Here is a 24,839-nt window from a genome sequence, read left to right as displayed (position 1 = left end):
GATCCGAATCGGCCGCCCGTTTCACGGCCCCGTCCTGCTTGCTGTACCGGCCTGTCCTCGCGGCCAAAGGCCGCGAAAGAAAAGAGTCCGTGATCTTTCGGAGCAGGCCGAAGCCCGCTTCTGCTAGGAGAGCGTCTTCGCCTTCTCGACCGCCGAAGCAATGTCGCCGACCATGTAGAAGGCCTGCTCCGGAAGATCATCATGCTTGCCGTCGAGGATCTCACGGAAGCCGCTGATCGTGTCCTCGAGGCGGACGTAGACGCCCGGCGTGCCCGTGAACTGCTCCGCGACGTGGAAGGGCTGGGAGAGGAAGCGCTGGATCTTGCGCGCGCGCGCGACCGTCAGCTTGTCCTCTTCCGAGAGCTCGTCCATTCCGAGGATGGCGATGATGTCCTGGAGGTCCTTGTAGGCCTGCAGCGTCGACTGGACGCCGCGGGCGACGTTGTAGTGCTCGTCGCCGACGACCTGCGGATCGAGGATCCGGGAGGTCGAGTCGAGCGGATCGACCGCTGGGTAGATGCCGATCTCGGTCAGGGACCGGTCGAGCACCGTCGTCGCATCGAGATGCGTGAACGCCGTCGCCGGCGCCGGGTCGGTGAGGTCATCCGCGGGAACGTAGATCGCCTGGACCGAGGTGATCGATCCCTTGTTGGTCGACGTGATGCGCTCCTGGAGCTCACCCATGTCCGTCGCCAGCGTGGGCTGATAGCCGACCGCGGAGGGGATCCGGCCGAGGAGCGCCGACACCTCGGAGACCGCCTGGGTGAAGCGGAAGATGTTGTCCACGAAGAGGAGCACGTCCTTGCCCTCTTCGTCGCGGAAGTACTCCGCCGCCGTCAGACCCGTGAGGCCGACGCGCGCACGCGCTCCCGGCGGCTCGTTCATCTGGCCGTAGACCAGCGCCGCCTTGTCGAGCACCGTCGAGCCGTCCGAGAGGACCGAGTCCTGCATCTCGTGCCAGAGGTCGTTGCCCTCACGCGTTCGCTCACCCACGCCCGCGAAGACCGAGTAGCCGGAGTGCTCCTTCGCGATGTTGTTGATGAGCTCCATGATGACGACCGTCTTGCCGACGCCGGCGCCGCCGAAGAGACCGACCTTGCCGCCCTTGTTGTAGGGCGCGATCAGGTCGACGACCTTGATGCCCGTCTCGAGCACCTCGACCGACGTCGACTGGTCGACGAACTCCGGTGCTTCGCGGTGGATCGGGTAGGTCATCTTGGCGTCGATCGGACCGCGCTCGTCGACGGGCTCGCCGACGACGTTCATGATGCGGCCGAGCGTCTCGGGGCCGACCGGAATCGTGATCGGCGAACCGGTGTTGAACACGTCCTGACCGCGACGAAGACCGTCGGTCGTATCCATGGCGATCGCGCGCACGGTCTTCTCACCGAGGTGCAGCGCGACCTCGATGATCAGGTTGTCCGCGCGGTCGTCGATGGCGGGGTTCGTCGTCTTGAGCGCGGTCATGACTTCCGGGAGGTCACCGCTCTCGAATTCGACGTCGACCACCGGGCCCATCACCTGGACGATCTTGCCATTGCTCATTCTGTCATCTCCTCACACACAGCGTCCGTTGATCGGTCACTCTCAGCTGTGCGGTTCGTCCTGTCCTCGCGGCCGAAGGCCGCGAAAGTAGAGTGTTGTCATGCGCGTGAAGCGCACATCGGAATCGGCGAAGCCGAAGGCCTCGACTATTCCAACGCCTGGGCGCCGGTGACGATCTCCACGAGCTCGCCCGTGATGGCCGCCTGACGCGCGCGGTTGTATTCGAGGGTGAGCTTTTCGATCAGCTCTTCCGTGTTCTTCGTCGCGGCTTCCATCGCCGTCATCCGCGCGGCGTGCTCGCCGGCCTGGTTCTCGAGCAGCGCCCGGAACACCTCGATCTCGACCGCCTTCGGCACGAGCGCCTTGAGCAGCGCCTCGGGATCGGGCTCGATCTCGTAGCCGCCCGCGTCTTCGCTCTCGTCACCCTCTTCCACTTCGGGCGGCGTGAAGGGCAGCAACTGCGAGCGGACCGGCTTCTGCGTCATCGTCGAGACGAATTCGCTGAAGATCACGATCACCTCGTCGAGATCGCCGGCTTCGTATCGCCGCGCGAGCTCACGCGCGACGTCCGCCGCCTGCTGGTATTCGACGTCGCCCTCGATCGGGGCGTTGTGATTGATCTGCGTGGGTCGCCGGCGCACGAAATACTCGCCCGCCTTCTTGCCCATGAGCGTGAGGCCGACCGTCTCGAATTCGCCGGCGCGCTCCGCGAGGACCGCTTCGGCTTCCTTGAGCACCGCCGAGTTGAACGCACCCGCGAGGCCGCGGTCGGAGGTGATCACGACCAGCTCGAGGCTCTTGCGCTCTTCGTGCACGTCGAGGAGCGGGTGCCCCTCTTCGAGGGAGCCCTTCGAGACTTCTTCGAGGGTCGATCGCATGCGCTGGGCGTAGGGCCTCGCGTTCTCGATCGACTCCTGCGCGCGACGCAGCTTCGCCGCGGCCACCATCTTCATGGCGGACGTGATCTTCTGCGTCGACTGGACGCTCACGATGCGTCGCTTGATGTCGCGTAGGTTCGCCACTTGCTAGGCCGCCTCTCCGGCGGCGTTGGTCGAACCCTTGGCCTGGGTCGGCGCGAAGATCTTCGCGAACTCGTCGAGGGCCTCGATCAGCTTCTGCTCGGTCGCATCCTCGAACTTTCCGCTGCTCTTGATCTCGCCGAGGATGTCGCTCTTGTTCGAGCGCATCCAATCGAGCATCTCGCGCTCGTAGCGCAGGATGTCACCGAGCTCGAGGTGACGGATCCAGGACGGGCGGTTGTTCTCGGGCTGCGGGGTCGAGGCGTAGATCGAGACGACCTGCTCTTCCATCTGCAGCGGCGAGTACTGACCCTGCTTGAGGATCTCCGTCTGGCGCTCACCGTTGGCGAGCTGCTCCTGGGTCGCGGCGTCGAGGTCCGAGCCGAACTGCGCGAAGGCCGCCATCTCGCGGTACTGCGCGAGGTTCAGCTTGAGCTGGCCGGCCACCGACTTGGTCGCCTTCTCCTGAGCGGCACCGCCCACCCGCGACACCGACAGACCCACGTTGATCGCGGGGCGGATGCCCGAGTTGAAGAGGTCGGTCTCGAGGAAGATCTGGCCGTCCGTGATGGAGATGACGTTCGTCGGGATGTACGCCGAGACGTCGCCGCCCTGGGTCTCGATGATCGGCAGCGCCGTGATCGAGCCGCCGCCGAGCTCGTCGGAGAGCTTGCAGGCGCGCTCGAGGAGCCGCGAGTGGACGTAGAAGACGTCGCCCGGGTACGCCTCGCGGCCCGGCGGCCGGCGAAGGAGGAGCGAGAGCTGGCGGTAGGCCACGGCCTGCTTCGAGAGATCATCGTAGACGATCAGCACGTGCTTGCCGTTGTGACCGAAGTGCTCGGCCATCGTCACGCCCGTGTAGGGCGAGATGTACTGGAGCGGGGCCGGATCCGACGCCGTCGCCGCGACGACGATCGTGTAGTCCATCGCGCCGTGCTGCTTCAGCTTGTCGGTCACCTGCGCCACGGTCGACTGCTTCTGGCCGGTCGCGACGTAGACGCAGATCACGTCCTTGCCCTTCTGGTTGATGATCGTATCGATCGCGATCGCCGTCTTGCCGGTCTGGCGGTCGCCGATGATGAGCTCGCGCTGTCCACGGCCGATCGGGACCATCGCGTCGACGGCCTTGATGCCCGTCGCCATCGACTCGTCCACCGACTTCCGCGCGACGATGCCCGGGGCCTTGAGCTCGACCTGGCGGGTCGCCTCGGCCTCGATCGGGCCCTGGCCGTCGATCGGGACGCCGAGGGCGTCGACCACGCGACCGAGGAGCGCCTCCCCGACGGGAACCTCGATGATTCGTCCTGTCCGGCGAACGAGGTCGCCTTCCTTCACACCGCGGCCGGAGCCCATGATCGCGACACCGACGTTGTCCTCTTCGAGGTTGAGGACCATGCCGCGCAGGCCGCCGTCGAACTCGACGAGCTCGCCGGCGAGGGCGTTGTCGAGGCCGTAGACGCGGGCGATGCCGTCACCGGCGTTCAGGACCGTGCCGGTCTCTGCGACGTCGATCTCGCGATCGTAGTCCTTGATCTCCCGCTTGAGGATGTCTGTGATCTCTCCGGGCTTGATGTCCATCTTTCAGGATCCCTTCTTGGGGTTTCGTCCGTGCTCCGTTCGGATGCGGAACAAGAGGTGTACTTGAGGAAGTCGTTCAGGCCGACTTCGTGAGCGTGTTGCGAAGCTGTCCGAGCTGGGTGCGGATGCTTCCGTCGAAGACGAGGTCCCCGACCTTGGCGATCGCGCCGCCGATCAGCGACGGATCGACCTTGATCTCGAGGCGAACCTCCTGACCGGTGCGCTCGGAGAGCGCGCGGCGCAGACGATCCTTGCGACGATCGTCGAGGGGGCTCGCGGACACGATCTCCGCGGTCACCATGCCCTCGGCGGCATCCGCCAGCTCGCCGTAGGCTTCGACGATCGCGGCGAAATTGATCAGGCGTCGCTGGTCGATCAGGAAGGCGACGAAGTTCTGGACGAGCGGGCTCAGACCGGTGCTGTCGCCGATCGCGCGGAGCGCCGCCTTCCGCTCGTCCGCCGGGTGCATCGGCGTCAGCAGCGCGGCACTCGCGTCGCGGTTGCCCTCGAAGACGGAGGCGAGATTCTCGATCTCGGCCCGAACCTCACGGTGGCGATGCTCGTCCTGGGCGAGACCGAAGAGGGCCTTCGCGTAGCGATGGGCGGCTCCACCCTTCATCAGTTGGCTCCTTCGGAAGCATTGGATGTGCCGGAGGCGCTGCCCGGCTCGACGCGCGTGATGAATTCGTCCATCAGGCGCTCGCGGTCACCTTCGCTCACCGTGTCCGTGAGCTTCTTCGCCGCAATCTCGAGCGCGAGCTCCGCGGCCTCTTCACGCAGCTCGGTCTGGGCGCGGCGCAGCTCCTGGTCGACCGCCGCGCGGGCATCGGACCGGATGCGATCCGCCGCCGCACGCGCGTCGGCGAGGATCCGCTCCGACTCTTCTTCGGCGCGGCGCGAAGCGGCCTCCCGGATCTCCTCGACCTCGCTCGAGAGGTCGACCAGCCGCCGCTGGAGCTCGGCGTTCCGCTGTTCGGCGGCGCTCAGGAGGGCGGCGGCTTCCGACAGGTCCGTCTGGATTCCTTCCCGTCGGCTCTTGAAGAACGCGGAGATCGGACCACGACCGAAGTAGGCGATCAGCCCGAGGAGGATCAGGAGATTGACCCCCTGGAAGACCGCCTCCTTCACCGGGTCGTGATCGGCGTCTCCGCCGCCGGCCGCCTGCGCGACACCCGAGAGCGTCAGACAGGCCAGGAAGAGGAGCAGTCCGCGGAAGTGGTCTCCGCGAAAGCGGACTTTGTCGGTCATGGAGTTCATCGCAGTCGTCGCCTCGCGTTCGCGGCTGCTGCTCACGACAGCGACCGACCGAGGATCTGTTCCGCGGCCGCCGTGGCGAGATCGTCAGCGCTGGCGCGAAGGGTCGCGCGCGCTTCGTCGAGGGATCGGTTGAGTTCGCCGCGGGCGCGCTCGAGCTCCTGCTCGGCGTCGCCGCGTGCCTGGGTCGTCAGCTCGGCCTGCTCGTCGCGTGCGCTGGCGAGCGCCGTCTGTCGTTCGGATTCCGACTGGCTGCGGGCCTCGCGAATCGCCGTCTCGTAGCGATCGAGAACGTCGTCCGCCTCGGACTGGAGCTGCGTCGAACGATCGCGTGCGCCCTGGATGCGCTCGGCGCGTTCGTCGAGGGCGCGGAAGATCGGCTGGAACATGAGCGAGTTGAGCGGGTAGATCAGGACGATGAAGCCGATCAACATGACCCACAGCATGCCGAGGCGACCGCCGGACTCGTATCCGAAGAGACCGTCGAACGCGCCGAGGAGCTCGAAGTCGGGGATCAGGACGAGCTGGTCGGCTGCGAAGGCCGGTGCGGCGAGCGCGAGGGCGAGCGCGCTCGCGACGAGGGCGGTGACACGATGCTGTGTCGCTCGTCGATCGATGCCGCGATGGAGTAGAGAAGGAAGGCTCTTCACGTTTCGCGTTCCCGTTGAGTCGTGTGGAAGCTGGGTCGGAGCTTCTGTCTGCGCTCGTGCGTCGCGTGAGCGAGCAGCGCGGACATCGTTCCGTCTGTTCTGATTCGGTCTTCGATCCGGTCGGTCGCGGTCGAGGGTCGCGGCGGGCTTGCGTTCGCGACTGCGAGGGTCGAGTTCGCGCGGGGCGGTCGGTCGCTCGCGGAGGTTGGCTCGAAGTTCTCGCGGTGCACCGGCAGGGCGCCCGGGTGCTGGTGGGGTGGGTACCACGAAACACGGGGCGCTCGCACCGAGTACGCGCGAGACGCAACGATTTGTTGACTGATCGGGCCGGAATTCCCGACTCGCGGCACCGGGTCGGTGGGCGGGTCGCAGGCCGCCGGGATTCTTGCACCGCCGGGGGCCCGAATCAACCGGGGAAAGGGCCTGAAATCGCCCACGGATCGGGGTCTTGGGATCGCGGCGCGCGCGTCGGGATCGGATCCGGTTCGAGCGCTCACGGGCGTCGCGGACGGACCCGGCCGAGGGCCAGGTCAGCCCCCGATTCGGGCCGTTCCGTTCCAGACGGCCTCGTCGTCGACCTCGACGACCGGGGCGACGAGATCGCCCTCGAGGTGTGCCCCGGCTCCGAGGTGCGCCCGATGGCGGACCTGAACGGTCCCCACGATCCGGCCGGCGCTCTCGAGCGCCTCGCAATCGACCGGCCCCTCGATCGTGGCCGTGGGATCGAGCTCGAGGGTGCCCGGGCCGCGAAGCGTCCCGATCACGGCACCCGCGATCCGCGTGGTCCCGACGACGGCGATCTGCCCCTCGAAGAGGCCCTCTTCCGGAACCAGCGGCGGGCCCCCCGCATGATTCGTCGCGGCGGATTCAGGGCGCCGCGCGCTCGCCTCGTCGCTCATTCGGATTCTCCGAGCAGCATCCCGCCCAGACGTTCGAGGTCTTCGAGGTTGAAGTAGTTGATCTCGAGGCGGCCGCCGCCCGAGGCGTTCGGATGGAGCGTGACCCGGGTCTGGAGGTGGCGTTCGATTCGCTCGACGTACGCACGGGTGTCGGGATCGAGCGTCGGTGCCGCCGTCTTCGGCTCGCGGGTCGGCGGGGTCCTGCGCCCTCCTCCGTTCATGTCTCGCGCGGCTCGTTCGGATGCGCGAACGGAGAGCGATTCGGAGAGGATCCGCGTGCGCAGGCCCTCCCGGGCCTCGACGTCCGAGACCTGCAGCAGTGCCTTGGCGTGTCCCATGCTGAGGCGGCCGTTCTCGACGTCGGTCTGGATGCCGCGACTCAGGTCCAGGAGCCGGATGTGGTTCGAGACCGAGGATCGGTCCATCGAGACCTTCCGCCCGATGTCGTCCTGGGTGTGCCCGGCATCGGCGAGGGCCTGGTACGCATGGGCGAGCTCGATCGGATTCAGGTCCTGGCGCTGGACGTTCTCCACGATCGCGAGCTCGAGTCGCTCGGCGGGATCGACGTCGACGATCACGGCGGGGATCCGTGTGCGACCCGCGAGCTGACTCGCGCGGAAGCGCCGCTCGCCCATGATCAGCTCGTAGCGTTCGCCGGCGCGGCGAACGACGACCGGCTGGAGGACCCCGTGCTGCCCGATCGACTCCGCGAGCTGCTGGAGGGCGGCGGGATCGAATTCCCGCCTCGGCTGCTCGGGGTTCGGGTCGACAAGTGCGATTTCGAGCTCCTGGGGGCTCGAGACAGCCGAACTCGCCGGCGTCGTACTCAATACTGTGTCGACACCATCTTGTGTCGGGACGGGTTGCGGCGGCGCCGGCACTTCCGCCGTCTGCGGCGGACTCGAGATCAGGGCTCCGAGGCCACGTCCGAGGGCGCTTCTCTTCTGGCTCATGTCAGGACTCCCGAGCGCTCCAGGCGCTGGCTCGAGGGAGGGGGATCATCATCGGCTCGCCGTCGTGGGCGGGGACGAAGTCGGAGCGGCTGCGCTCGACGTCCTGGTCGGCGCAGCGGAGAGGGGCGAGGTGTCCTCCGCTCCGTCTGCGTGCTTCACGACCGGCAGCGCCGGAGGTCGGCGCGGCGCTTCGGTGATCGCGAGCTGTGCGAGCAGCTCCTCCGCGAGCTTCTGATAGGCGACCGCACCCTTCGAGTGGATGTCGTAGAGCAGGATCGGCTGTCCGTGGCTCGGGGCTTCGGAGAGCCGAACGTTGCGGGGGATTCGGGTGCGATAGACCTTGTCCCCGAAATGGCTTCGGACTTCCGCTTCGACCTGTCGGGCGAGGTTGTTTCGCTGGTCGGCCATGGTCAGGACGATTCCCTGGATGCCGAGCCGGGGATTCAGCTGCTGTCGAACGATCTCGACCGTCTCGGTCAGGTTCGCGAGTCCCTCGAGCGCGTAGTACTCGCACTGAAGCGGGATGAGGACCGCGTCGGCTGCGGAGAGCGCGTTCAGCGTCAGGAGTCCGAGCGAAGGCGGACAATCGATCAGCACGATCTCGTAGGCGTCGCCGAGCGCCTTGATCGCGCGATCGAGCTGGAACTCGCGGGATTCCTTGGCGACGAGTTCGATCTCTGCGCCGACGAGATCGCGCCCCGCCGGAACGACGTGCAAGGTCTCGAGCTCCGTCTCATAGGCGCAAGACTTGAGCGGGACTTCATCGATCAGAGCGTCGTACACCTGGCGCTCGGCGTTGACGATTCCGTAAGCGCTGCTGGCGTTCGCCTGGGGATCCATGTCGATGAGGAGCACGGGACGTTCAGAGGCCGCAAGGCAGGCCCCGAGGTTCACGGCGGAGGTGGTCTTTCCGACGCCACCCTTCTGGTTGACGACGGCAATGACGTACGGGCTCGCGGTCATGTGCGGACTCGATCGACACGGAGGGCGAGAGTCTCCCGCACCGCTCCCCCGAAGCACGGCGCTCGACGGCCCCACGGAGACGGACGGGTGGCCGTCGCGGGTTGGTAACACAGCCGGGTGTGAATGCGAGAGGGAAAGGCCCGAGGTCCGACTAGAGGTCTTTCGTGACGACCCAGAGCCGGCGCTCGGTCCCGGATTCCGGGACGCGGTATCGGCGGAGCTCCGCCTCTCGATAGCCTGCCGGTACATCGGGAGGCACGGAGGCTTCGGATCCGGGGAGTGCCAGGAGCCCCGATCGACCTGCCCACTGCGACATCAGCACGAGGGCTTCCGCAGGCTGGGCCATGGCCTGGGCCAGCACCAGGTCACAGGGGCGCTGTTCGATCCGATCGGAGCGCCCCAGCATCGGGCGGACATTTCCAAGGCTGAGCCGGCGGCGCACCTCGCGCTGGAAATGATTCCGCTTCTTCCGTGAGTCGACGAGGAAGAACTCGGTCGCCGGGAAAAGGATGGCGAGGGGTATCCCCGGAAAGCCCGCGCCGGTTCCGAGGTCTGCGGCGGTGCGGGCGTCCGCGAGCTCCGGGAGTGCAGCCGCCAGTGCAGCAGCGTCGAGAACCAGGCCGCGCGTCATGGCGGCGGCGTCGCGATGGCCCGTAAGGTTGATCTTGCCGGCCCAGGCCTCGAGCAGGAGGACGAGGGCAACGAGCTGGTTCAGCTGTTCCAGCGCCGGCGAGATCGGGAGGGAGTCGAAGCCTTGCTCCAGAATGGCAAAGACGGCGACCTCGGATTCTTCTCGAGCGTCGCCGTCTTGCATTTCCGGACTCCGTTCCACGGGGAACGTTTCAACCCGAATGGAACGGCCCGGTCGGCTTCCACCGACCCGAGCGTTCCACGGGGAACGTTCGGGGGATTTCGCGCGACGTTCCCCGTGGAACACTCCGGTCGGACCGGAAAAACGTTCCCCGTGGAACCCTCTACCGGAGATCGCTCCGAAGAGTGTCTGCACGCACCCCCAGGCGTCTAGGACGACTCGGAGACCGCCTCGTCGTATTCCGGCGCACCTTCCGGCACCACCAGGACCTGACGATACCGGCCCTCGCCGATGCTCATCGTCGCGACGTCGTCGATCTCGCGAATCTTGATGTGGATCGTTCGGCGATCCCGACCATTCATCGGATCCAGCGCGATCGACCGACCCGTCTCCTTGGCTCGCTTCACCGCCCGGTCCGCCAGGCGGCCGAGCGTCTGTTCACGCTCGTCGCCGCCCCCTTCGACATCGACCACGATCCGCGGCGAGTCTTCGCTCTGACGCATCGAGACCTGGTTGGCCACGAGCTGGAGCGCGTCGGTCGCTCGACCGTCGCCGCTCTGCAGCGCGTCCGCGGCCGGGCCACTCAGCTGGTAGATCAGGAAGTCGCCTTCGCTCGATTCCGAGATCTCGAAGCTTCCGATCTTCATGCGCTCGACCGCACCGAGCAGGAACTCACCGATCGGGCCGAGTTCCCCCTTGGGGGTGCCCTTGGAATCCGCCACCGCCTGGAGCGGTTCGCGGTCGAGTTTCTCCCGCGGGGCTTCACGGTCGTCCCCACGCCCGCCGCGATCTCCCCGCTCGCGCCGACCTCGGCCACGCCCGCCGCGATCTCCACGGTCATCGCGATCCCGATCTCGATCCCGATCGCGGCCACGCCCACGGCCTCGGCCGCGATCTCCGTCCCGGTCGCGATCGCGGTCCCCGCCGCTGCTCGGCCGCGGTCCCCGCGCCGCAACTTCCTTCGGCACCGCGACGACGACGGTGCGGCCACCCGCACCGAAGATCTCTCCGTCGGCCGCGACGACCACCTTCAATTCACTGGCGTCGACCCCGAAGAACTCGGCCGCCTGACCGGTCGCCTCGTCGACGCTGTCGGCAACGAACTCGTTGGGTTCCTGGCGCTGATCGTACATGTCGGTCTCTCTTTCTCAGGCCCGCCCACAAGGATGAAAGGGCACGCGGGCGGGTGGGCCGGAACCGAACGAAGGGGCTTCCGGCGATGTTAGTCGTCGTCCATTCGGCGCCCGCAGTGAGGGCGCACAGGCTTGAACAATGCCTCCGAAACTCAGACCTGTTCGAATCAGGCCTTCTGCAAGTGATTGCGGACCCAGTACTGGTGGACGATCCCGAGCAGATTGCTGACCGTCCAGTAGAGCACGAGGCCCGAAGGAAAGGTGTACGAGAAGAGCAGCATCATGCCGGGCATCATGATCAGCATCATGCGCGCCTGGACCGGATCCATCCCGGTCTGCGGCATCATCTTCTGTTGGAGATACATGCTGCCCGCCATGATCAGAGGCAGTAGTCGAAACGGAAAGCCGAAGACCTCGAACATCGTCGCCGGCTGCGAGAGATCGTCGAACCAGAGAATCCACGGCGCGTGCCGCAACCCGATCGACGTCCGAAGCGCGTAGAAGAGTCCGATCAGCACCGGCATCTGCAGCATGAGAGGCAGACAACCTCCGAGCGGATTGATGTTCTCCTCCCGGTAGAGCTTCATCATCTCTTCCGACTGCTTCTGGCGATCGTCTGCGTAGCGCTCCTGCAGCGCCTTCAACTTCGGCTGCACTTCGCGCATCCGCTCGGCGCTGCGCATCTGGCGAACCATGAGCGGCGCGGTCACCAGACGAACGAGGATCGTCAGGACGATGATCGCCCAGCCGTAGTTCGGAATGATCTTGTAGAGCCAGTCGAGAGCGAGCTCGAAGAAACGCGTCAGCGGCTCGAGCCAGCTCCAGCCGCGATCGATCGAAGCCTGGAGATCGGCGTTCTCCCGGGCGAGTGCCGCTTCGGTCTTCGGCCCCAGGAAGCCGCGAAGCCGCTCGCGCGCGCTGCCTCCCGTACCCACCGAGAGCGCCGGAAGCGTCGCTACGGCTCGCGCGCTCTCGCCCGCGTCGACCGCCTCGAACTGGACATCGAAGCGCTCGCGTCCGCTGGCGTCGATGACGAGCCCCGTGAAGAACTGCACGTCGAAGCCCGCCCAGCCAGCGGAGGCCTCGACCGGCTCGACGAGCCCGGTCCCGCCGAAGCCCAGGAACCCCGAAGAACCGAACCCCTGAACGAAGTGACGCTCGACTTCGTCTTCCCGCGTGTGCGCCAGTACGGACTGTTCCCGGAAATCCGGGCGGGTCGAAACGCGCGCCGGAATCGCGACCTGAAAACGTGCATCCACCGGATCGCTGCGTCGACTCTCGAAGGCGAGGTCGAGCTCGAATCCATAGCCATCGGTGTCGAGCCGGATCGTCCGCGTGAGCACACCGGCCGCGTTCGTCGCGCGCTGGACCACCTCGCGGTCCGATTCGCTCACGACTTCGAACCGAGCGTGCTGGAAGTCCGCCCCGGACAGTCCCGCCACGTCCGTCGTGAAGACCGGTACGCCCTCGCTCAAGAGCTCGATCGGCTCGTCTCCGCCCGGGAGACGTTCGAAGAAGTCGAGCAGGACCCAGCTCTCGATCAGCGCAGGGCCGTTCGAAATCTTCGCGATCACGTTCTCGTTTCGAAGGATCGACGTCCGGACGGGAATCGCGCGAGCGACGGGCGGCGTCGGAGAGGGCGAAGCCGGCGACGGCGCCACAGCCGGATCCGTCGGCGCCGCGATCGCGCCCGTCGTTCCTTCGGCTGCTTCGGCCGGAGTCGTGCCGGCTTCGGCGACCGCAGCCGCTTCCTGAGCCTGCAGCGCCTCCTGCTCGAGCGCGTACTCCGCGCGCCGCTCCGTCTGGTACATCGTGTACCCCGCGAAGACGAGCATCGAGAGCGCGAACGCGAATGCGGTGTTGCGGTCCAAGCTTGGAAGACCTCTTCGCGCCCGAGGCGCGGCACTTCAGGGAACGGGGTCGTAGCCGCCGGGGTGGAAGGGGTGGCAGCGGAGCAGGCGTCGAGCGCCGAGGAGGCTCCCGCGGAGCACGCCGTAGCGCGCGATCGATTCCTCGGTGAACTGCGAGCAGCTCGGCTCGAAGCGACAGCCCGTTCCGAGGATCGGGCGGAGTCCGCCGCGATAGAGAAGAAACAGGAATCGCACCCAGGCCGGCGGATCCGGAACCTCGGCGTCCGCGCGCGTGTGCCTGGAACAGCACGCTGCCGACGCCACGTACGCGCTGGACTCGCCGGATCGAGGAAGCATCATCCCGCGGGGATCAACCACGAGAGGCCTCCGTCGCGGGGCGTTCGCCCAGCCCGAGCAGATCGCGAAGTCGTCCGTCGAGCTCCCCGAGGCCCATCCGACCTGCGGGTCGGCGCGCGATCACGACGAGATCGAGGTCCGCACCGAGCTCGTCCCGGTGGGCGCGAAACCACTCTCGCACCCGCCGCTTGAAGCGGTTCCGGACCACGGCGTTCCCCACCTTGCGGGAGATCGTGATCCCGAGCCGGCTTCCAGAACCCAAGTCTTCGGAATCGTTGGGTTTTCTCCAAGGATCCGCGGTGACGACGACCAGGTCGCGGGACGCACGTCGCCGCCCGCGGCGCAGAACGCGACGGAAATCCCTGGAATCGAGCAGGCGATCCGACCGCCGGAAGGGGCCGGTCGTCCCGTCGGGCGACACGACGGAGAGTCCGCTACTTGGAGGCGACGGTCGCGGCGAGGCGCTTACGACCTTTCGCCCGGCGGCGCTTCAGGATCGCGCGGCCGGACTTGGTCTTCATCCGCTCACGGAAACCGTGCTTGCGGAGGCGCTTGATTCGACTGGGCTGAAATGTCCGCTTCATCGGGGCGGATCCTCACTTCTCTTCTGGCGGCGCCGGTCGGATTTCCGGGTCGCCGCAACTCGGGTCGCGGTGCGCTTCGAGTCGAAGACGCCCCCTCCACCGGCAGTCGCCGGACGGAAGGAACGGAAGGCCTCGAACACGCGGGGAATCGTAGGGTCAGGTCCCCGATCAGCCGAATCGGGCGAATCAGGGCTCGAATCGACCGGAGACCCACGACCCGACTTCATCGGACGGACGCCCGACGCGGATCGAAACGGGGGTCGACCGGGGAAGCGCGGGATCTTACCGACGCGCCGCTGGCCCTGTCAATGCAGTAAACAAGGGTTCTGCCAGCGGAATTCCCATCCATCGGACCCGCCGCAAGTCCTGGCTGACCGACGTGGAATCGCAACGACGGGGCGCTTGGAACGCCGACCGCGTGTTACCCTGCCGACAGAAGCAGAGTCGTGACGTCACCCCCTCCTCGCCCTGTCGATCGACCTCCCCCCGACAGTGTGCGGACGACCCGGGAAGCTCTTTCCTCGTACCGGGTTGGACGTGTTTTGTCCGATCGACTGTCACTCTCTACGACTACTGTTATTCAAATTTCTTCCTGCAGAAGAGAGAGCGGATGAAACTCTCGATCACAAAATCCGAATTCCTGCGCGGTCTCGGACGCATCCAATCGATCGTCGAGAAGCGCAACTCGATGCCCATCCTGGCGAACACGCTGATCGAGGCACCGACGACCGGGGAAGACGCACTGCTCCAACTCGCGGCGACCGATCTCGAAGTCGGCGTCCGCAGTCAGCATGCGGCGAACGTAAGCGAAGCCGGTGGTCTGACCGTTTCCGCGAAGAAGCTCTTCGAGATCGTGCGTGAGCTGTCGGACGAGAAGATCGAGCTCGAAGCGACGGCGAACTCGTATCTCGAGATCCGATGCAATCGCAGCCGCTTCACCCTTGCCGGCACGGCCGCCGAGGAATATCCCACACTGCCCGAATTCAGCCCGGAGAAGACGGTTCCCGTCTCTGCGGGTGTGCTCTCGGCGATGATCGAGCGGACGATGTACGCCGCTTCCGTCGACGAGACCCGGTACAACCTGAACGGCGTCTACCTCGAGGTCCTGGACGAGACCGGTGAAATCCGGCTCGTCGCGACGGATGGCCATCGACTCGCTTGTGCCGATCGCGAGATCGATGGCGATGCGAGTGCGCTCGCGAGCGGCGTGATCATTCCGCGCAAGGGACTCGGCGAGCTGAAGCGACTCGTCGACGAAGACGATGCGGAAGAGATCGAGCTCGCGTTCGCGAACAACAGTGGCCTCGCGCGCAAGGGCGACGTCACGCTCGTGATGCGACTGATCGAAGGCGAGTTCCCGAACTACAACCAGGTCATCCCGAAGGATCTCACTCGTCACCTGGTGCTTCCGACCGATTCACTGGTGCAGGCGGTGCGTCGGGTCGCGCTGCTTTCATCGGAACGAAGTCGCGCGGTCAAGCTCGAGCTCTCGGACGGACAGCTGGTGATCAGCTCGAACAATCCGGACCTGGGTGACGCCCGCGAAGAGCTCGACGTCGACTACGCCGGTGACGAGCTCACGATCGGTTTCAACGCCCGCTATCTGATGGATGCGATCAACGCGATCCAGGCGAAGGAAATCCGGTTCTCGTTCCAGGACGAGCTCTCGCCGTCCCGCATCACGCCGCCCGAGGACGAGAAGACCCTGGCCGTCGTGATGCCGATGCGGATCTGATCCGGATCGACCCCGTCGGTCGGCGCGCGCGGTCGGACCCTGATCGCGCGATCCGAGGGCGACTGCGAAACGCCGTTCCAGGCCGCCCGATCGTGATTTCCCCTCGGGAAGACCTCGACTCGGCGAGAACCCGGGTCCACGGGCCGGAGAATGCCGCCTGTCGGAAAAACGCGGCGGTTCTCGCCTTTGCTCGACCCTCGGGGTTCCGGTACTCTCCCAGCGCGTTTGAGACGCGTTTGGGGACGCGGCGCCGACGCCGATCCGAGCGGGATCGAAGCCTCTGCCGTTGCTTCGGTCGCACACTCGGAAATTCGGTCGGTCGGTCGGTCGCGCGAGAGCCGGGGAGTCCGAAGCGCCCGCTGAGCGGACGGACTCTCGAAGGGGTCCGACGCCTGGTCGGTGAACCCGGAACACGGATCTCCCCTGCTCGCGCTGCGCACTCGGAGCGACCGAAGGACACGGTTCCACTCACGGTCCAAGAGCGACGGAAACGGCACGCGAACGATCGGGTCCTCGCCGGCACACGGCGAATCCAAGAGCCAGGTAGAGCCAGGTAGAGAAAGAAACGCGGTGAGCTACGACGCCAGTTCGATCGAAGTCCTCGAAGGCCTTGAGCCCGTTCGCAAGCGACCCGCGATGTACATCGGCTCGACGAGCCCCGATGGTCTGCATCACCTGGTCTACGAGATCGTCGACAACTCGATCGACGAAGCGCTCGCGGGATACTGCAGCGAGATCCACGTCACGATCGAGGACGACGGAAGCGTGACCGTCGTCGACAACGGTCGCGGCATTCCGACGGACATGCATCCCGTCGAGAATCGCCCCGCCTGCGAAGTCGTGTTGACCACGCTCCACGCCGGCGGGAAGTTCGACGAGAACTCCTACAAGGTGTCGGGCGGTCTGCACGGGGTCGGCATCTCGGTCGTGAACGCGCTGTCGACGAAGCTCGAAATCGAGATCAAGCGCGGCGGCAAGACCCACACCCAATCCTTCTCCCGCGGCACGCCGACGAGTGGACTCGAGGTGATCGGAGAGACGGACGAGACCGGAACGACCGTCCGCTTCGATCCCGATCCGGAGATCTTCCCGGTCACGGAGTTCTCCTTCGACGTCCTGTCGAAGCGGCTCCGCGAGCTCGCCTTCCTCAATGCCGGTGTGCGCATCATCATCCGCGATGCCCGCAACGACAAGCATCACGACTTCTGTTACGAGGGCGGGATCAACTCCTTCGTGCAGCATCTCAACGAGAAGCGAAACCCGCTGCACGAAGAGCCGATCTATCTGAACGGCCAGCGCAGCTTCGACGACCATGGACGCGAAGTGACCGTCGATGCCGAGATCTCGCTCCAATACAACGATTCGTACAACGAATCGGTCTATTCGTTCGCGAACAACATCAACACGGTCGAAGGCGGAACCCATCTCGTCGGCTTCCGGACGGCGCTCACGCGAACGCTCAACCGCTACATCGCGGCGAACGCGAAGGGCGGCGGAAAGGGCAAGAACGATTCTCCGTCGGTCTCCGGCGAGGATCTCCGCGAAGGACTCTGCGCCGTCATCTCCGTCAAGATTCCCCAGCCCGAATTCGAGGGACAGACGAAGACGAAGCTCGGAACGAGCGAGGTCCGCGGTGTCGTCGAAGGGATCGTCTACCAGCAGCTGACGAGCTTCCTCGAGGAGAATCCGCGCGTTGCGAAGCCGATCGTCGCGAAGATCGTCGACACGGCGCGCGCCCGCGAAGCGGCCCGCAAGGCCCGCGACCTGGCCCGCCGAAAGGGCGCGCTCTCCGACTTCAGTCTGCCGGGGAAGCTCGCCGATTGTCAGGAACGCGATGCCGCGAAGTGCGAGATCTTCATCGTCGAGGGCGACTCCGCAGGGGGAACCGCGAAGCAGGGACGATCGCGCGAGACCCAGGCGATCCTGCCGATCCGCGGAAAGATCCTGAACGTCGAGCGTGCCCGGATCGATCGCATGCTCGCGAGCGCCGAGATCCAGGCGATCATCGCTGCCCTCGGGACGGGGATCGGCGAAGACTTCGACGCCGACAAGGCGCGCTACCACAAGGTCATCATCATGACCGACGCGGACGTGGACGGCTCGCACATCCGTACGCTCTTGCTGACGTTCTTCTATCGCCAGATGCGGGAGCTGATCGAGCGCGGATACCTCTACGTCGCTCAGCCGCCGCTCTTCAAGGCCAAGCGCGGGAAGACGAGTCGCTACCTCAAGGACGAGCCGGAGCTCGAGGACTATCTCTTCGGCCTCGCCCTCGACGGGGCCATCGTCGCGTGCGGAGACGGGAATGAGCGCGAGGGCGATTCGCTGAACACGCTGCTCAAGAACGCCAGCGCGCGGCAGAAATGCCTCGACCACTTCAACATCCGACTCTTCGACGAGCGGATCGTGGATGCGGCCGCCCACGTTGCACGGCCGACGGCGGAGGACGTGCAGGACGAGCGGGTCCTGCTCGACGAAGTCGTCCCCCTGATCGAGGCGGAGATCGAGCGCGGCCGCCCGGCCGACGGGGAAGAGACGGTCGACGAGCTCGCCTGGACGACGGAGGCGGAGCTCGACGGGAGCGGCTTCAAGCTGGTCGCCAAGACCCGCCGAAACGGCCAGACGCTTCGGAGTGCCCTCGATCGGTCGCTCGTCGATTCGGGCGACTTCCAGAAGATGATCCGCTTGACCGGCGAGCTCGCCGAGCTCGGACCGGCGCCCTACACGCTGCGCCACGGCGACCGTGCGCCCGAGGACTTCACGCTGATCACGAGCCTGCTCGCGCGCATCCTCGAGATCGCGAACAAGGGGCTCTCGATCCAGCGCTACAAGGGCCTCGGCGAGATGAACCCCGACCAGCTGGCGGAGACGACGATGAGTGCGGAGAACCGCAACCTCGTCCAGATTCGAGTGGAAGACGCCGTCGAAGCCGACGACGTCTTCACGACCCTGATGGGGGACGTCGTCGAGCCGCGCCGCCGCTTCATCGAGGACAACGCGCTCAGCGTCGCGAACCTCGACGTCTAGAACGGATATAGAAGCCGGCACGCTGCCGGCCAGGGAAAACCGCACCAGTGTCCGACGAACCCAGAGATCCGTCCGACGGCGAAGGCCAGGGGCCCCCGCCGCCGGACGACAGCTTCCCGACGGTGAACATCGAGGACGAAGTCCGCTCTTCGTTCCTCGCCTACTCCATGTCGGTCATCATCAGCCGCGCGCTCCCCGACGTGCGCGACGGGCTCAAGCCGGTCCACCGCCGGATCCTCTACGCGATGAACCAGGAGGGGCTGCTCCCGAATCGTCCCTACTCGAAGTCGGCGGGCGTCGTCGGCGAGGTGCTCAAGCACTACCACCCCCACGGCGACTCCGCGGTCTACGACTCGATGGTCCGGATGGCTCAGGACTTCTCGCTCCGCTATCCGCTCGTCGACGGCCAGGGCAACTTCGGCTCGATCGACGGTGACTCCGCAGCGGCCTATCGGTACACCGAGGCGCGCCTGGCCCGGCTCGCCGAAGAGATGCTCCGCGACATCGACCGGGAAACGGTCGACTTCCAGCCCAACTTCGACGGCCAGATGGAAGAGCCCATCGTTCTTCCGACCCGATTCCCGAATCTCCTGGCGAACGGCTCCGCGGGGATCGCCGTCGGGATGGCGACGAACGTCCCGCCCCACAACCTGCGCGAGCTGACCGCGGCGCTGATTCTCGAAGCCGAGAATCCGGATTGCGGGCTCGACGATCTGCTCGAGAAGATGCCCGGCCCGGACTTCCCGACCGGCGCGATGCTCTGCGGGACCGACGGGATCCGCAGCTACTACGCGACTGGACGCGGCCACCTGACGCTGCGTGCGAAGGCCGAGTTCGAGGAGACGAAGCGCGGGATGCGCATCGTCGTCACCGAGATCCCCTACCAGGTCAACAAGGCGCTGCTTCTCGAGCGGATCGCCGACCTGGTGAAGGAAGGACGCCTCGAAGGCATCTCCGACCTGCGCGACGAATCGAGTCGCGAAGGCATGCGCGTGGTCGTCGAGCTCAAGAAGGACGTGTCGGAAGACGTGCTCCTGAACCAGCTCTACAAGATGACGCCGCTCCAGACGACCTTCGGCGTGAACCTGCTGGCGTTGGTGAACGGCCGGCCGCAGACGCTCTCGATCAAGGAGGCGCTCCGTCACTTCATCGAGTTCCGCAAGGAAGTCGTCATCCGGCGCGCGATCTACGATCTCGCGCAGGCGGAGGCGCGGGCGCACATCCTCGAGGGCTTCGCGATCGCCCTCGATCATCTCGACGAGATCATCGCGCTGATCCGCGCGGCGGCGGACGCCGCGACGGCGCGCGCGCAGTTGATGGAGCGCTACGACCTCTCCGAGCGACAGGCCCAGGCCATCCTGGACATGCGCCTGCGCGCCCTGACCGCGATGGAGCGTCAGCGCGTCCTCGACGAGCTCGAAGAGCTCCGCGCGAAGATCGCCGACCTGAAGGACCTGCTCGCGAGCGATGACCGGATCCTCGAGGTGGTGATCGACGAGCTGCGCGAGGTCGAGGAGAAGTTCGGCGACGATCGCCGGACCGAGCTCGCCCCGGCGATCGACGGGATCACGAACGAGGACCTGATCGTCGAAGAGGACATGGTCGTCACCCTGTCCCACAAGGGCTACATCAAGCGTAATCCGGTCACCCTCTATCGTGCGCAGCGCAGAGGGGGCAAGGGTGCGAAGGGCATGGCGACCCGCGAAGAGGATTTCGTGCGCCATCTCGGGGTCGCCTCGACCCACGCCTACCTGCTCTTCTTCACGAACCTCGGCCGACTCCACTGGCTCAAGGTCCACGAGCTCCCGCAGCTCGGGCGCGCCGCGAAAGGCAAGGCGATCGTGAACGTGCTCGCACTCCAGGAAGGCGAGACCGTGCAGACGATGCTTCCGGTGCGAAGCTTCGAAGACGCGGCGGACGAGTTCATCATCCTGTCCACCCGACAAGGGGTGATCAAGAAGACGTCTCTCTCGGCGTTTTCGAATCCGCGCAAGGCGGGCATCATCGCGATCAACCTGTCCGACGGCGACGAGCTGATCTCGGCGGGTCGCAGCGGCGGCGGCGACGACGTCCTGTTGGCGACTCGCCTCGGAAAGTCGATCCGCTTCGCGGAGACCGACGCGCGCGCGATGGGCCGGACGGCAACCGGGGTTCGTGGGATCGCCCTGGCCTCCGGCGACGAGGTCGTCGGGATGGAGATCCTGGCCGGTGACGCGCAGATCCTGACGACGACCGAACGCGGCTACGGGAAGCGCACGCCCCTCGACGACTACCGCCCGCAGAAGCGCGGCGGTCAGGGCATCATCAACATCCGCGCGAACGAGCGGAACGGTCCGGTGATCGGAATCGCGCAGGTGGTCGACGACGACGACGTCATGCTGATCACCGACGGCGGACAGGTGCTCCGCTGCCCGGTCGACGGCATCTCGTCGATGGGTCGGGCGACCCAGGGCGTTCGCGTGATGCGTCTCGATTCCGACGAGAAGCTGGTGTCGATCGCGCGCCTCGCGGAAGAGGACATCGCGGACGACGGCGAAAGCGGGGGCGGGGACTCTGCCGAAGGCTAACGTCCGGCCCACGTCGCCCCGGAAGGCCCCGGAAGAGAGATCCATGAGCCCCAAGCGTCCCTCCGCCTCGAAGCGCGAGTTCACCCGCGCCAAGCGCAGCATTCCGGGCGGTGTGAACAGCCCGGTACGTGCGTACGGATCCGTGGGCGGCACGCCGCCCTTCGTCGAGTCGGCCAGGGGCTGCCGGCTCCGCGACATCGATGGCCGCGAGTTCATCGATTACGTGGGTTCCTGGGGACCGATGATCCTGGGGCACGCCCATCCGAAGGTGCTCGCGGCGGTGCGGGACGCGATGAAGCTCGGGACGAGCTTCGGGGCGCCCACGGTCCGGGAGTCCGACCTCGCGGAGGCGATCCGCGGGGCGCTGCCCTCCGTCCAGAAGGTCCGCATGGTGAGCTCCGGGACCGAAGCGACGATGAGCGCCCTCCGGCTGGCGCGCGGGGTGACGGGCCGCGACCGGATCCTGAAATTCGACGGCTGCTACCACGGTCATTCCGACGGCCTCCTGGTCGGCGCGGGGTCCGGTGTGGCGACACTCGGCATCCCCGGGTCGCCGGGCGTGCCGAAGGCGATGACCGATCTGACGATCGTGGCGCCCTTCAACGACCTCGCCGCGACGCGGAAAGCGTTCGAGAAGTGGGGAAAGGACATCGCCGCGATCATCGTGGAGCCCATCGCGGGCAACATGGGCTGCATCCCGCCCGTGCCCGGGTTCCTGAAGGGTCTCCGCGAGCTGTGCGACGAGTTCGGCGCCCTGCTGATCTTCGACGAGGTGATGACCGGCTTCCGGGTCGCGCCGGGCGGCGCCCAGCGGCTCTACAAGGTCAAGCCCGACCTCACGACCCTCGGCAAGGTCGTGGGGGGCGGCCTGCCGGCGGCGGCGTATGGCGGTCGGCGGGACCTGATGGACCGGATCGCACCCGCGGGCGACGTCTACCAGGCCGGAACCCTCTCCGGGAATCCCCTCGCCGTCGCCGCGGGGCTCCAGACCCTGGCGCTCCTCGAGGCCGAGGGTACCTACGAGATCCTCTCGGCCCGGGCCGGAGCCCTCGTCGAGGGCCTCTCGAAGCGGGCCGAGGCCCGGGACATCCCGTTCACCGCGCGCCACGTCGGCGGGATGCTCGGGTTCTTCTTCCACACGGGTCCCGTCGACGACTTCGCCCAGGCGCAGCAATCTGATGCAGCCGCCTTCAAGCGCTTCTTCTCCGCCATGCTGGACGAGGGGATCTATCTCGCGCCGTCCGCCTACGAGGCCGGATTCGTGTCCCTGGCCCACCGTCCCCGGGACATCGCCGAGACCCTCGACGCGGCGGAAATCGCCTTCGACCGCGTCGCACGGTTGCGTTGAGCGAAGGGGCCTGAACGGCTACTTTGCGCGCCGAATTTCGGGACTTCGCCGGGCGGCACCCGCTCGTCGCGCGGGGTCTCGAGGGGGAGCCCGCGTGAGTTCGCCCCCGGAATATCCCGGTCGTCGACAGCTCGAGAAAAAAGTCGAGCGGCTGTCCGGGGCACCCGGTGGTCGCGCGTACGAGGGCGCCTTCGAAGCAGTCGGCGCGATCCTGATCGCGACGCTCTTCGGATACTGGTTCGACCAACACTACGAAACGACACCCGCCGGCGTTCTCGTCGGCGCAGGAATCGGGTTCGCGGCCTTCGTGCTCCGACTCGTTCGCCTGGGCAAGCAGCTCCACGGTGACGGGACGGGCGAGACGGACGCGCAACCGCCGGCTCCTGAAGAAGGGGATGCGAGCGAGGGACCCGGCGAGAACGCGGGCCTGGCGGACATCCTGACGGAAGACGAAGACGAGACCGCGACCCCGCGGAAGGATTGAGCGCGCCGCCGACGCCCGGAAGCACGCGCCCCACCCCGTCCTCGATCGACCGAAGCCAAGACGAAGACCCGAGTAGAGAAGCGAGGAAGCGCAGCGGAAGCTGCCGCGAATCATGAAGTTCGAGCTTGCCAGAGTCGAGAGACTGAATCTGGGACTGTCCGCCGGGGCCGTCGCCGCTTCGCTCGCCCTGGTATCGCCGCACTTCGCCGGCAGCCTCGCCGCGGGCGCCTTCCTCGAGGCGCTGAACCTGGGCGCGATCCATCGCGGTGCGAAGCGACTCTTCACCGGCGAGATCGAAGGCGCGCGGACCTGGATCGGGCTCTTCTCGATGCGCTTCCTCACGCTGGCCGCCGCGATCTTCGTGACGATGCAGGCCGGCGCCGACGTCGCAGCGCTCCTGATCGGTCTTTCGATCACGATGCCGGCGACGGTGATCGACGCCTGGCTGAACCGGCCGGCGGTGGTCGACCCGGCAACGCTCCCTTCCTTCGTCGAGGGCGCGCCTCTTTCCAGGGCCGCGGCGCTTTCCGGGGCCGCGGCGCTCTCTGGGCCCGCAGCGCTCGCCGAAGACCAGAGCGACGACGAATTCTGGGAGAGCTACAGCGTCTGGCGGCCCGGCCGGCTCATCACGAGCGAACGCGATGATCTCCTCAGCGAAGCGGCGGCCGAGCTCGCCGCAGACGACAAGGCCCTCGAACGGTCTCAATTCGAGCAGGCGCGGGCGGCGTACGAGAACGCCGCGCCCTCCGCCCCTGCGCAGGATGAAGAAACCCGATGAATCTCTTCCATAGCCTCGAACACGTTGTCCACATTCCGTGGGTCTATCTCTCCGCGATCTTCGCCGCGCTCGTGCTCCTGATGGCGGGCCTGTCGGTCCGCCGCGCGGCGGCTGGCGAGAGCGGGATCGTCCCCGACGAAGGCATGTCGATCCGCAACGTCGTCGAGGTCGTGATCGAAGCCCTCGGCGACCTGGGGGAGACCACGATCGGCGAGAACTGGCGGAACTACTTCCCCGTCGTCGGTTCGATCTTCTTCTTCGTGCTGATCTCGAACGTGATGAGCCTGATCCCGGGCATGCTCGGATCGACGGGCGACGTCAACGTGACCTTCGCCTGGGCGATCATCTCCTTCGGTGTCTACAACTTCGTCGGGATCAAGCAGCACGGCTGGAAGTACATCTACCAGTTCATGGGTCCCGCGATCATGAACAAGGAGATCGGCGGAAAGCACTATCACGTGCGACTGCTCGCCCCGATCTTCCTGATCCTCGAGATTCCGCTCCACTTCGCGCGGATCCTGACGCTGGGCATTCGTCTGCTCGCCAACATGTTCGCGGACCACACGGTCGTCCTCGTCTGGCTCGGTCTCGTGCCGATCGCGGTCCCCGCGATCTTCATGGGTCTCGGCCTGCTGGTCAGCTTCCTGCAGGCCTTCGTCTTCGCGCTGCTCACGATGATCTACATCGGACAGGCGCTCGAGGAGCCGCACTAGACACCTTCGGCTGCGGGCGCTCGTCTGGTTTTCCGGCTGCGGGCACTCGCCGGAAGGTCGGCAGTCCGCGAACACGAAAAACGAAAGAATCTGTGCGCGGGAAGAATCCGCGCGGCAGGGAATAGACGGTTGGGGACAGGCCCCGCTCGTCGGCTCGGTGGGTGACCGCCGGGCAGGTTTCGAAAGGAAAGGATCCGACGGCGATTGCCCGGGTCCCTACGAAAGAAAAAGGAAAAACATCATGCGTCGCTTCCTCAACACCCTCGTCTGGGCCGTCGTCTTCTTCGCCGTTCCCGCGGTCGCGTTCGCGGCCGACGGCGACGCCACCGGTCCCGGCCTCGGTGCGGGCCTCGCGGTCGGTCTCGCCGGTCTCGGCTGCGGCATCGGCCAGGGCCTCACCGCGGGCAACACCACCGCGGGCATCGCGCGCAACCCGGGCGCCGCGGGCGGCATGTTCACGAACTTCATCCTCGGCATGGTCCTGATCGAGTCGATCGCGATTTACGGCCTCGTCATCGCCTTCCTCCTCCAGGGAAAGATCTGAGGGCGTCTTCGGGGTCAGCTCTGCGTTCGGAATCGACGGCGTACGAA

22 protein-coding genes and 1 pseudogene are annotated in these 24,839 nt (G+C 66.5%); 8 read left to right on the top strand and 15 right to left on the bottom strand.

The features are described 5' to 3' along the window. Nucleotides 1-123 precede the first annotated feature (123 nt). The 15 genes and pseudogenes from atpD to rpmH all read right to left on the bottom strand — a co-directional run bounded on the left by atpD (nucleotide 124) and on the right by rpmH (nucleotide 13,596). Nucleotides 124-1,545 carry a F0F1 ATP synthase subunit beta gene (gene atpD, locus NXI30_09800; protein MCR9094499.1) on the bottom strand — a complete coding sequence of 474 codons (1,422 nt, stop codon included), beginning with the start codon at nucleotides 1,543-1,545 and terminating at the stop codon, nucleotides 124-126. Nucleotides 1,546-1,691: 146 nt separating this feature from the next. Then, the gene (gene atpG / locus NXI30_09795) at nucleotides 1,692-2,567 is read right to left on the bottom strand and encodes an ATP synthase F1 subunit gamma (protein MCR9094498.1); all 876 of its coding nucleotides are present in this window, start codon (nucleotides 2,565-2,567) and stop codon (nucleotides 1,692-1,694) included. Nucleotides 2,568-2,570: 3 nt separating this feature from the next. Further along, nucleotides 2,571-4,142 (bottom strand): F0F1 ATP synthase subunit alpha, encoded by a 1,572-nt coding sequence (gene atpA, locus NXI30_09790; GenBank protein MCR9094497.1) that lies wholly within the window; start codon nucleotides 4,140-4,142, stop codon nucleotides 2,571-2,573. A gap of 76 nt (nucleotides 4,143-4,218) precedes the next feature. Next, nucleotides 4,219-4,761: an ATP synthase F1 subunit delta gene (gene atpH, locus NXI30_09785; GenBank protein ID MCR9094496.1), complete on the bottom strand. Its 543-nt coding sequence runs from the start codon at nucleotides 4,759-4,761 to the stop codon at nucleotides 4,219-4,221. Beyond that, nucleotides 4,761-5,390, bottom strand: a complete 630-nt coding sequence (gene atpF, locus NXI30_09780; protein MCR9094495.1) for a F0F1 ATP synthase subunit B — start codon at nucleotides 5,388-5,390, stop codon at nucleotides 4,761-4,763. Before atpF ends, atpH begins: the two co-directional genes overlap by 1 nt. 41 nt (nucleotides 5,391-5,431) lie before the next feature. Next, nucleotides 5,432-6,046: an ATP synthase F0 subunit B gene (locus tag NXI30_09775; protein ID MCR9094494.1), complete on the bottom strand. Its 615-nt coding sequence runs from the start codon at nucleotides 6,044-6,046 to the stop codon at nucleotides 5,432-5,434. A gap of 530 nt (nucleotides 6,047-6,576) precedes the next feature. Continuing rightward, a complete protein-coding gene (locus NXI30_09770; protein ID MCR9094493.1) occupies nucleotides 6,577-6,945 on the bottom strand; it encodes a polymer-forming cytoskeletal protein in 369 nt (122 codons plus the stop codon). Next, entirely contained in the window at nucleotides 6,942-7,898 is a 957-nt protein-coding gene (locus tag NXI30_09765; protein MCR9094492.1) for a ParB/RepB/Spo0J family partition protein, read from the bottom strand. Before NXI30_09765 ends, NXI30_09770 begins: the two co-directional genes overlap by 4 nt. 207 nt (nucleotides 7,899-8,105) lie before the next feature. Next, nucleotides 8,106-8,861, bottom strand: a pseudogene (locus tag NXI30_09760) (AAA family ATPase). Between the two features lie 151 nt (nucleotides 8,862-9,012). Then, nucleotides 9,013-9,675, bottom strand: a complete 663-nt coding sequence (locus tag NXI30_09755) for a class I SAM-dependent methyltransferase (GenBank protein ID MCR9094491.1) — start codon at nucleotides 9,673-9,675, stop codon at nucleotides 9,013-9,015. 206 nt (nucleotides 9,676-9,881) lie between these two features. Further along, the gene (locus NXI30_09750; GenBank protein MCR9094490.1) at nucleotides 9,882-10,805 is read right to left on the bottom strand and encodes a hypothetical protein; all 924 of its coding nucleotides are present in this window, start codon (nucleotides 10,803-10,805) and stop codon (nucleotides 9,882-9,884) included. A gap of 167 nt (nucleotides 10,806-10,972) precedes the next feature. Continuing rightward, on the bottom strand, nucleotides 10,973-12,676 hold the full coding sequence (gene yidC, locus NXI30_09745; protein ID MCR9094489.1) for a membrane protein insertase YidC: 1,704 nt from the start codon (nucleotides 12,674-12,676) through the stop codon (nucleotides 10,973-10,975). 36 nt (nucleotides 12,677-12,712) lie between these two features. Beyond that, nucleotides 12,713-12,910: a membrane protein insertion efficiency factor YidD gene (gene yidD / locus NXI30_09740; GenBank protein MCR9094488.1), complete on the bottom strand. Its 198-nt coding sequence runs from the start codon at nucleotides 12,908-12,910 to the stop codon at nucleotides 12,713-12,715. Nucleotides 12,911-13,025: 115 nt separating this feature from the next. Beyond that, complete coding sequence (rnpA, locus tag NXI30_09735; GenBank protein ID MCR9094487.1) at nucleotides 13,026-13,433, bottom strand: ribonuclease P protein component; 408 nt, start codon at nucleotides 13,431-13,433, stop codon at nucleotides 13,026-13,028. 13 nt (nucleotides 13,434-13,446) lie between these two features. Further along, the gene (gene rpmH, locus NXI30_09730) at nucleotides 13,447-13,596 is read right to left on the bottom strand and encodes a 50S ribosomal protein L34 (GenBank protein MCR9094486.1); all 150 of its coding nucleotides are present in this window, start codon (nucleotides 13,594-13,596) and stop codon (nucleotides 13,447-13,449) included. A 610-nt stretch (nucleotides 13,597-14,206) separates the two neighbouring features. Here rpmH and dnaN point away from each other — a divergent pair. From dnaN to atpE, 8 genes are all read left to right on the top strand, one after another. Beyond that, a complete protein-coding gene (gene dnaN / locus NXI30_09725; protein ID MCR9094485.1) occupies nucleotides 14,207-15,331 on the top strand; it encodes a DNA polymerase III subunit beta in 1,125 nt (374 codons plus the stop codon). A gap of 570 nt (nucleotides 15,332-15,901) precedes the next feature. After that, nucleotides 15,902-18,358, top strand: a complete 2,457-nt coding sequence (gene gyrB, locus NXI30_09720; GenBank protein MCR9094484.1) for a DNA topoisomerase (ATP-hydrolyzing) subunit B — start codon at nucleotides 15,902-15,904, stop codon at nucleotides 18,356-18,358. Between the two features lie 122 nt (nucleotides 18,359-18,480). After that, nucleotides 18,481-20,925 (top strand): DNA gyrase subunit A, encoded by a 2,445-nt coding sequence (gyrA, locus tag NXI30_09715; protein ID MCR9094483.1) that lies wholly within the window; start codon nucleotides 18,481-18,483, stop codon nucleotides 20,923-20,925. A 43-nt stretch (nucleotides 20,926-20,968) separates the two neighbouring features. Further along, on the top strand, nucleotides 20,969-22,273 hold the full coding sequence (hemL, locus tag NXI30_09710; protein ID MCR9094482.1) for a glutamate-1-semialdehyde 2,1-aminomutase: 1,305 nt from the start codon (nucleotides 20,969-20,971) through the stop codon (nucleotides 22,271-22,273). A gap of 94 nt (nucleotides 22,274-22,367) precedes the next feature. Beyond that, the gene (locus tag NXI30_09705; GenBank protein MCR9094481.1) at nucleotides 22,368-22,757 is read left to right on the top strand and encodes an AtpZ/AtpI family protein; all 390 of its coding nucleotides are present in this window, start codon (nucleotides 22,368-22,370) and stop codon (nucleotides 22,755-22,757) included. Nucleotides 22,758-22,869: 112 nt separating this feature from the next. Further along, nucleotides 22,870-23,535 carry a hypothetical protein gene (locus NXI30_09700; GenBank protein MCR9094480.1) on the top strand — a complete coding sequence of 222 codons (666 nt, stop codon included), beginning with the start codon at nucleotides 22,870-22,872 and terminating at the stop codon, nucleotides 23,533-23,535. Beyond that, entirely contained in the window at nucleotides 23,532-24,248 is a 717-nt protein-coding gene (locus NXI30_09695) for a F0F1 ATP synthase subunit A (GenBank protein MCR9094479.1), read from the top strand. Before NXI30_09700 ends, NXI30_09695 begins: the two co-directional genes overlap by 4 nt. 241 nt (nucleotides 24,249-24,489) lie before the next feature. Beyond that, the gene (gene atpE, locus NXI30_09690; protein ID MCR9094478.1) at nucleotides 24,490-24,792 is read left to right on the top strand and encodes an ATP synthase F0 subunit C; all 303 of its coding nucleotides are present in this window, start codon (nucleotides 24,490-24,492) and stop codon (nucleotides 24,790-24,792) included. Nucleotides 24,793-24,839: the final 47 nt, after the last annotated feature.

It is taken from the genome of bacterium (genome assembly GCA_024742285.1).
Classification (GTDB): Bacteria; Myxococcota_A; UBA9160; order UBA9160; family UBA4427; genus UBA4427.
The sequence above is the reverse complement of the archived record's forward strand: the minus strand, read 5'-3'. Positions and strand labels throughout refer to the sequence as shown.

Excerpts from the sequence above, each read along its gene's own strand:
- NXI30_09755 (MCR9094491.1), bottom strand. The coding sequence starts at position 9,675 with ATGCAAGACGGCGACGCTCGAGAAGAATCCGAGGTCGCCGTCTTTGCC.
- atpD (MCR9094499.1), bottom strand. The coding sequence starts at position 1,545 with ATGAGCAATGGCAAGATCGTCCAGGTGATGGGCCCGGTGGTCGACGTC.
- rpmH (MCR9094486.1), bottom strand. The coding sequence starts at position 13,596 with ATGAAGCGGACATTTCAGCCCAGTCGAATCAAGCGCCTCCGCAAGCAC.
- dnaN (MCR9094485.1), top strand. The coding sequence starts at position 14,207 with ATGAAACTCTCGATCACAAAATCCGAATTCCTGCGCGGTCTCGGACGC.
- atpH (MCR9094496.1), bottom strand. The coding sequence starts at position 4,761 with ATGAAGGGTGGAGCCGCCCATCGCTACGCGAAGGCCCTCTTCGGTCTC.
- NXI30_09695 (MCR9094479.1), top strand. The coding sequence starts at position 23,532 with ATGAATCTCTTCCATAGCCTCGAACACGTTGTCCACATTCCGTGGGTC.
- hemL (MCR9094482.1), top strand. The coding sequence starts at position 20,969 with ATGAGCCCCAAGCGTCCCTCCGCCTCGAAGCGCGAGTTCACCCGCGCC.
- atpA (MCR9094497.1), bottom strand. The coding sequence starts at position 4,142 with ATGGACATCAAGCCCGGAGAGATCACAGACATCCTCAAGCGGGAGATC.
- atpE (MCR9094478.1), top strand. The coding sequence starts at position 24,490 with ATGCGTCGCTTCCTCAACACCCTCGTCTGGGCCGTCGTCTTCTTCGCC.
- NXI30_09765 (MCR9094492.1), bottom strand. The coding sequence starts at position 7,898 with ATGAGCCAGAAGAGAAGCGCCCTCGGACGTGGCCTCGGAGCCCTGATC.
- NXI30_09750 (MCR9094490.1), bottom strand. The coding sequence starts at position 10,805 with ATGTACGATCAGCGCCAGGAACCCAACGAGTTCGTTGCCGACAGCGTC.
- NXI30_09700 (MCR9094480.1), top strand. The coding sequence starts at position 22,870 with ATGAAGTTCGAGCTTGCCAGAGTCGAGAGACTGAATCTGGGACTGTCC.
- NXI30_09770 (MCR9094493.1), bottom strand. The coding sequence starts at position 6,945 with ATGAGCGACGAGGCGAGCGCGCGGCGCCCTGAATCCGCCGCGACGAAT.
- atpF (MCR9094495.1), bottom strand. The coding sequence starts at position 5,390 with ATGACCGACAAAGTCCGCTTTCGCGGAGACCACTTCCGCGGACTGCTC.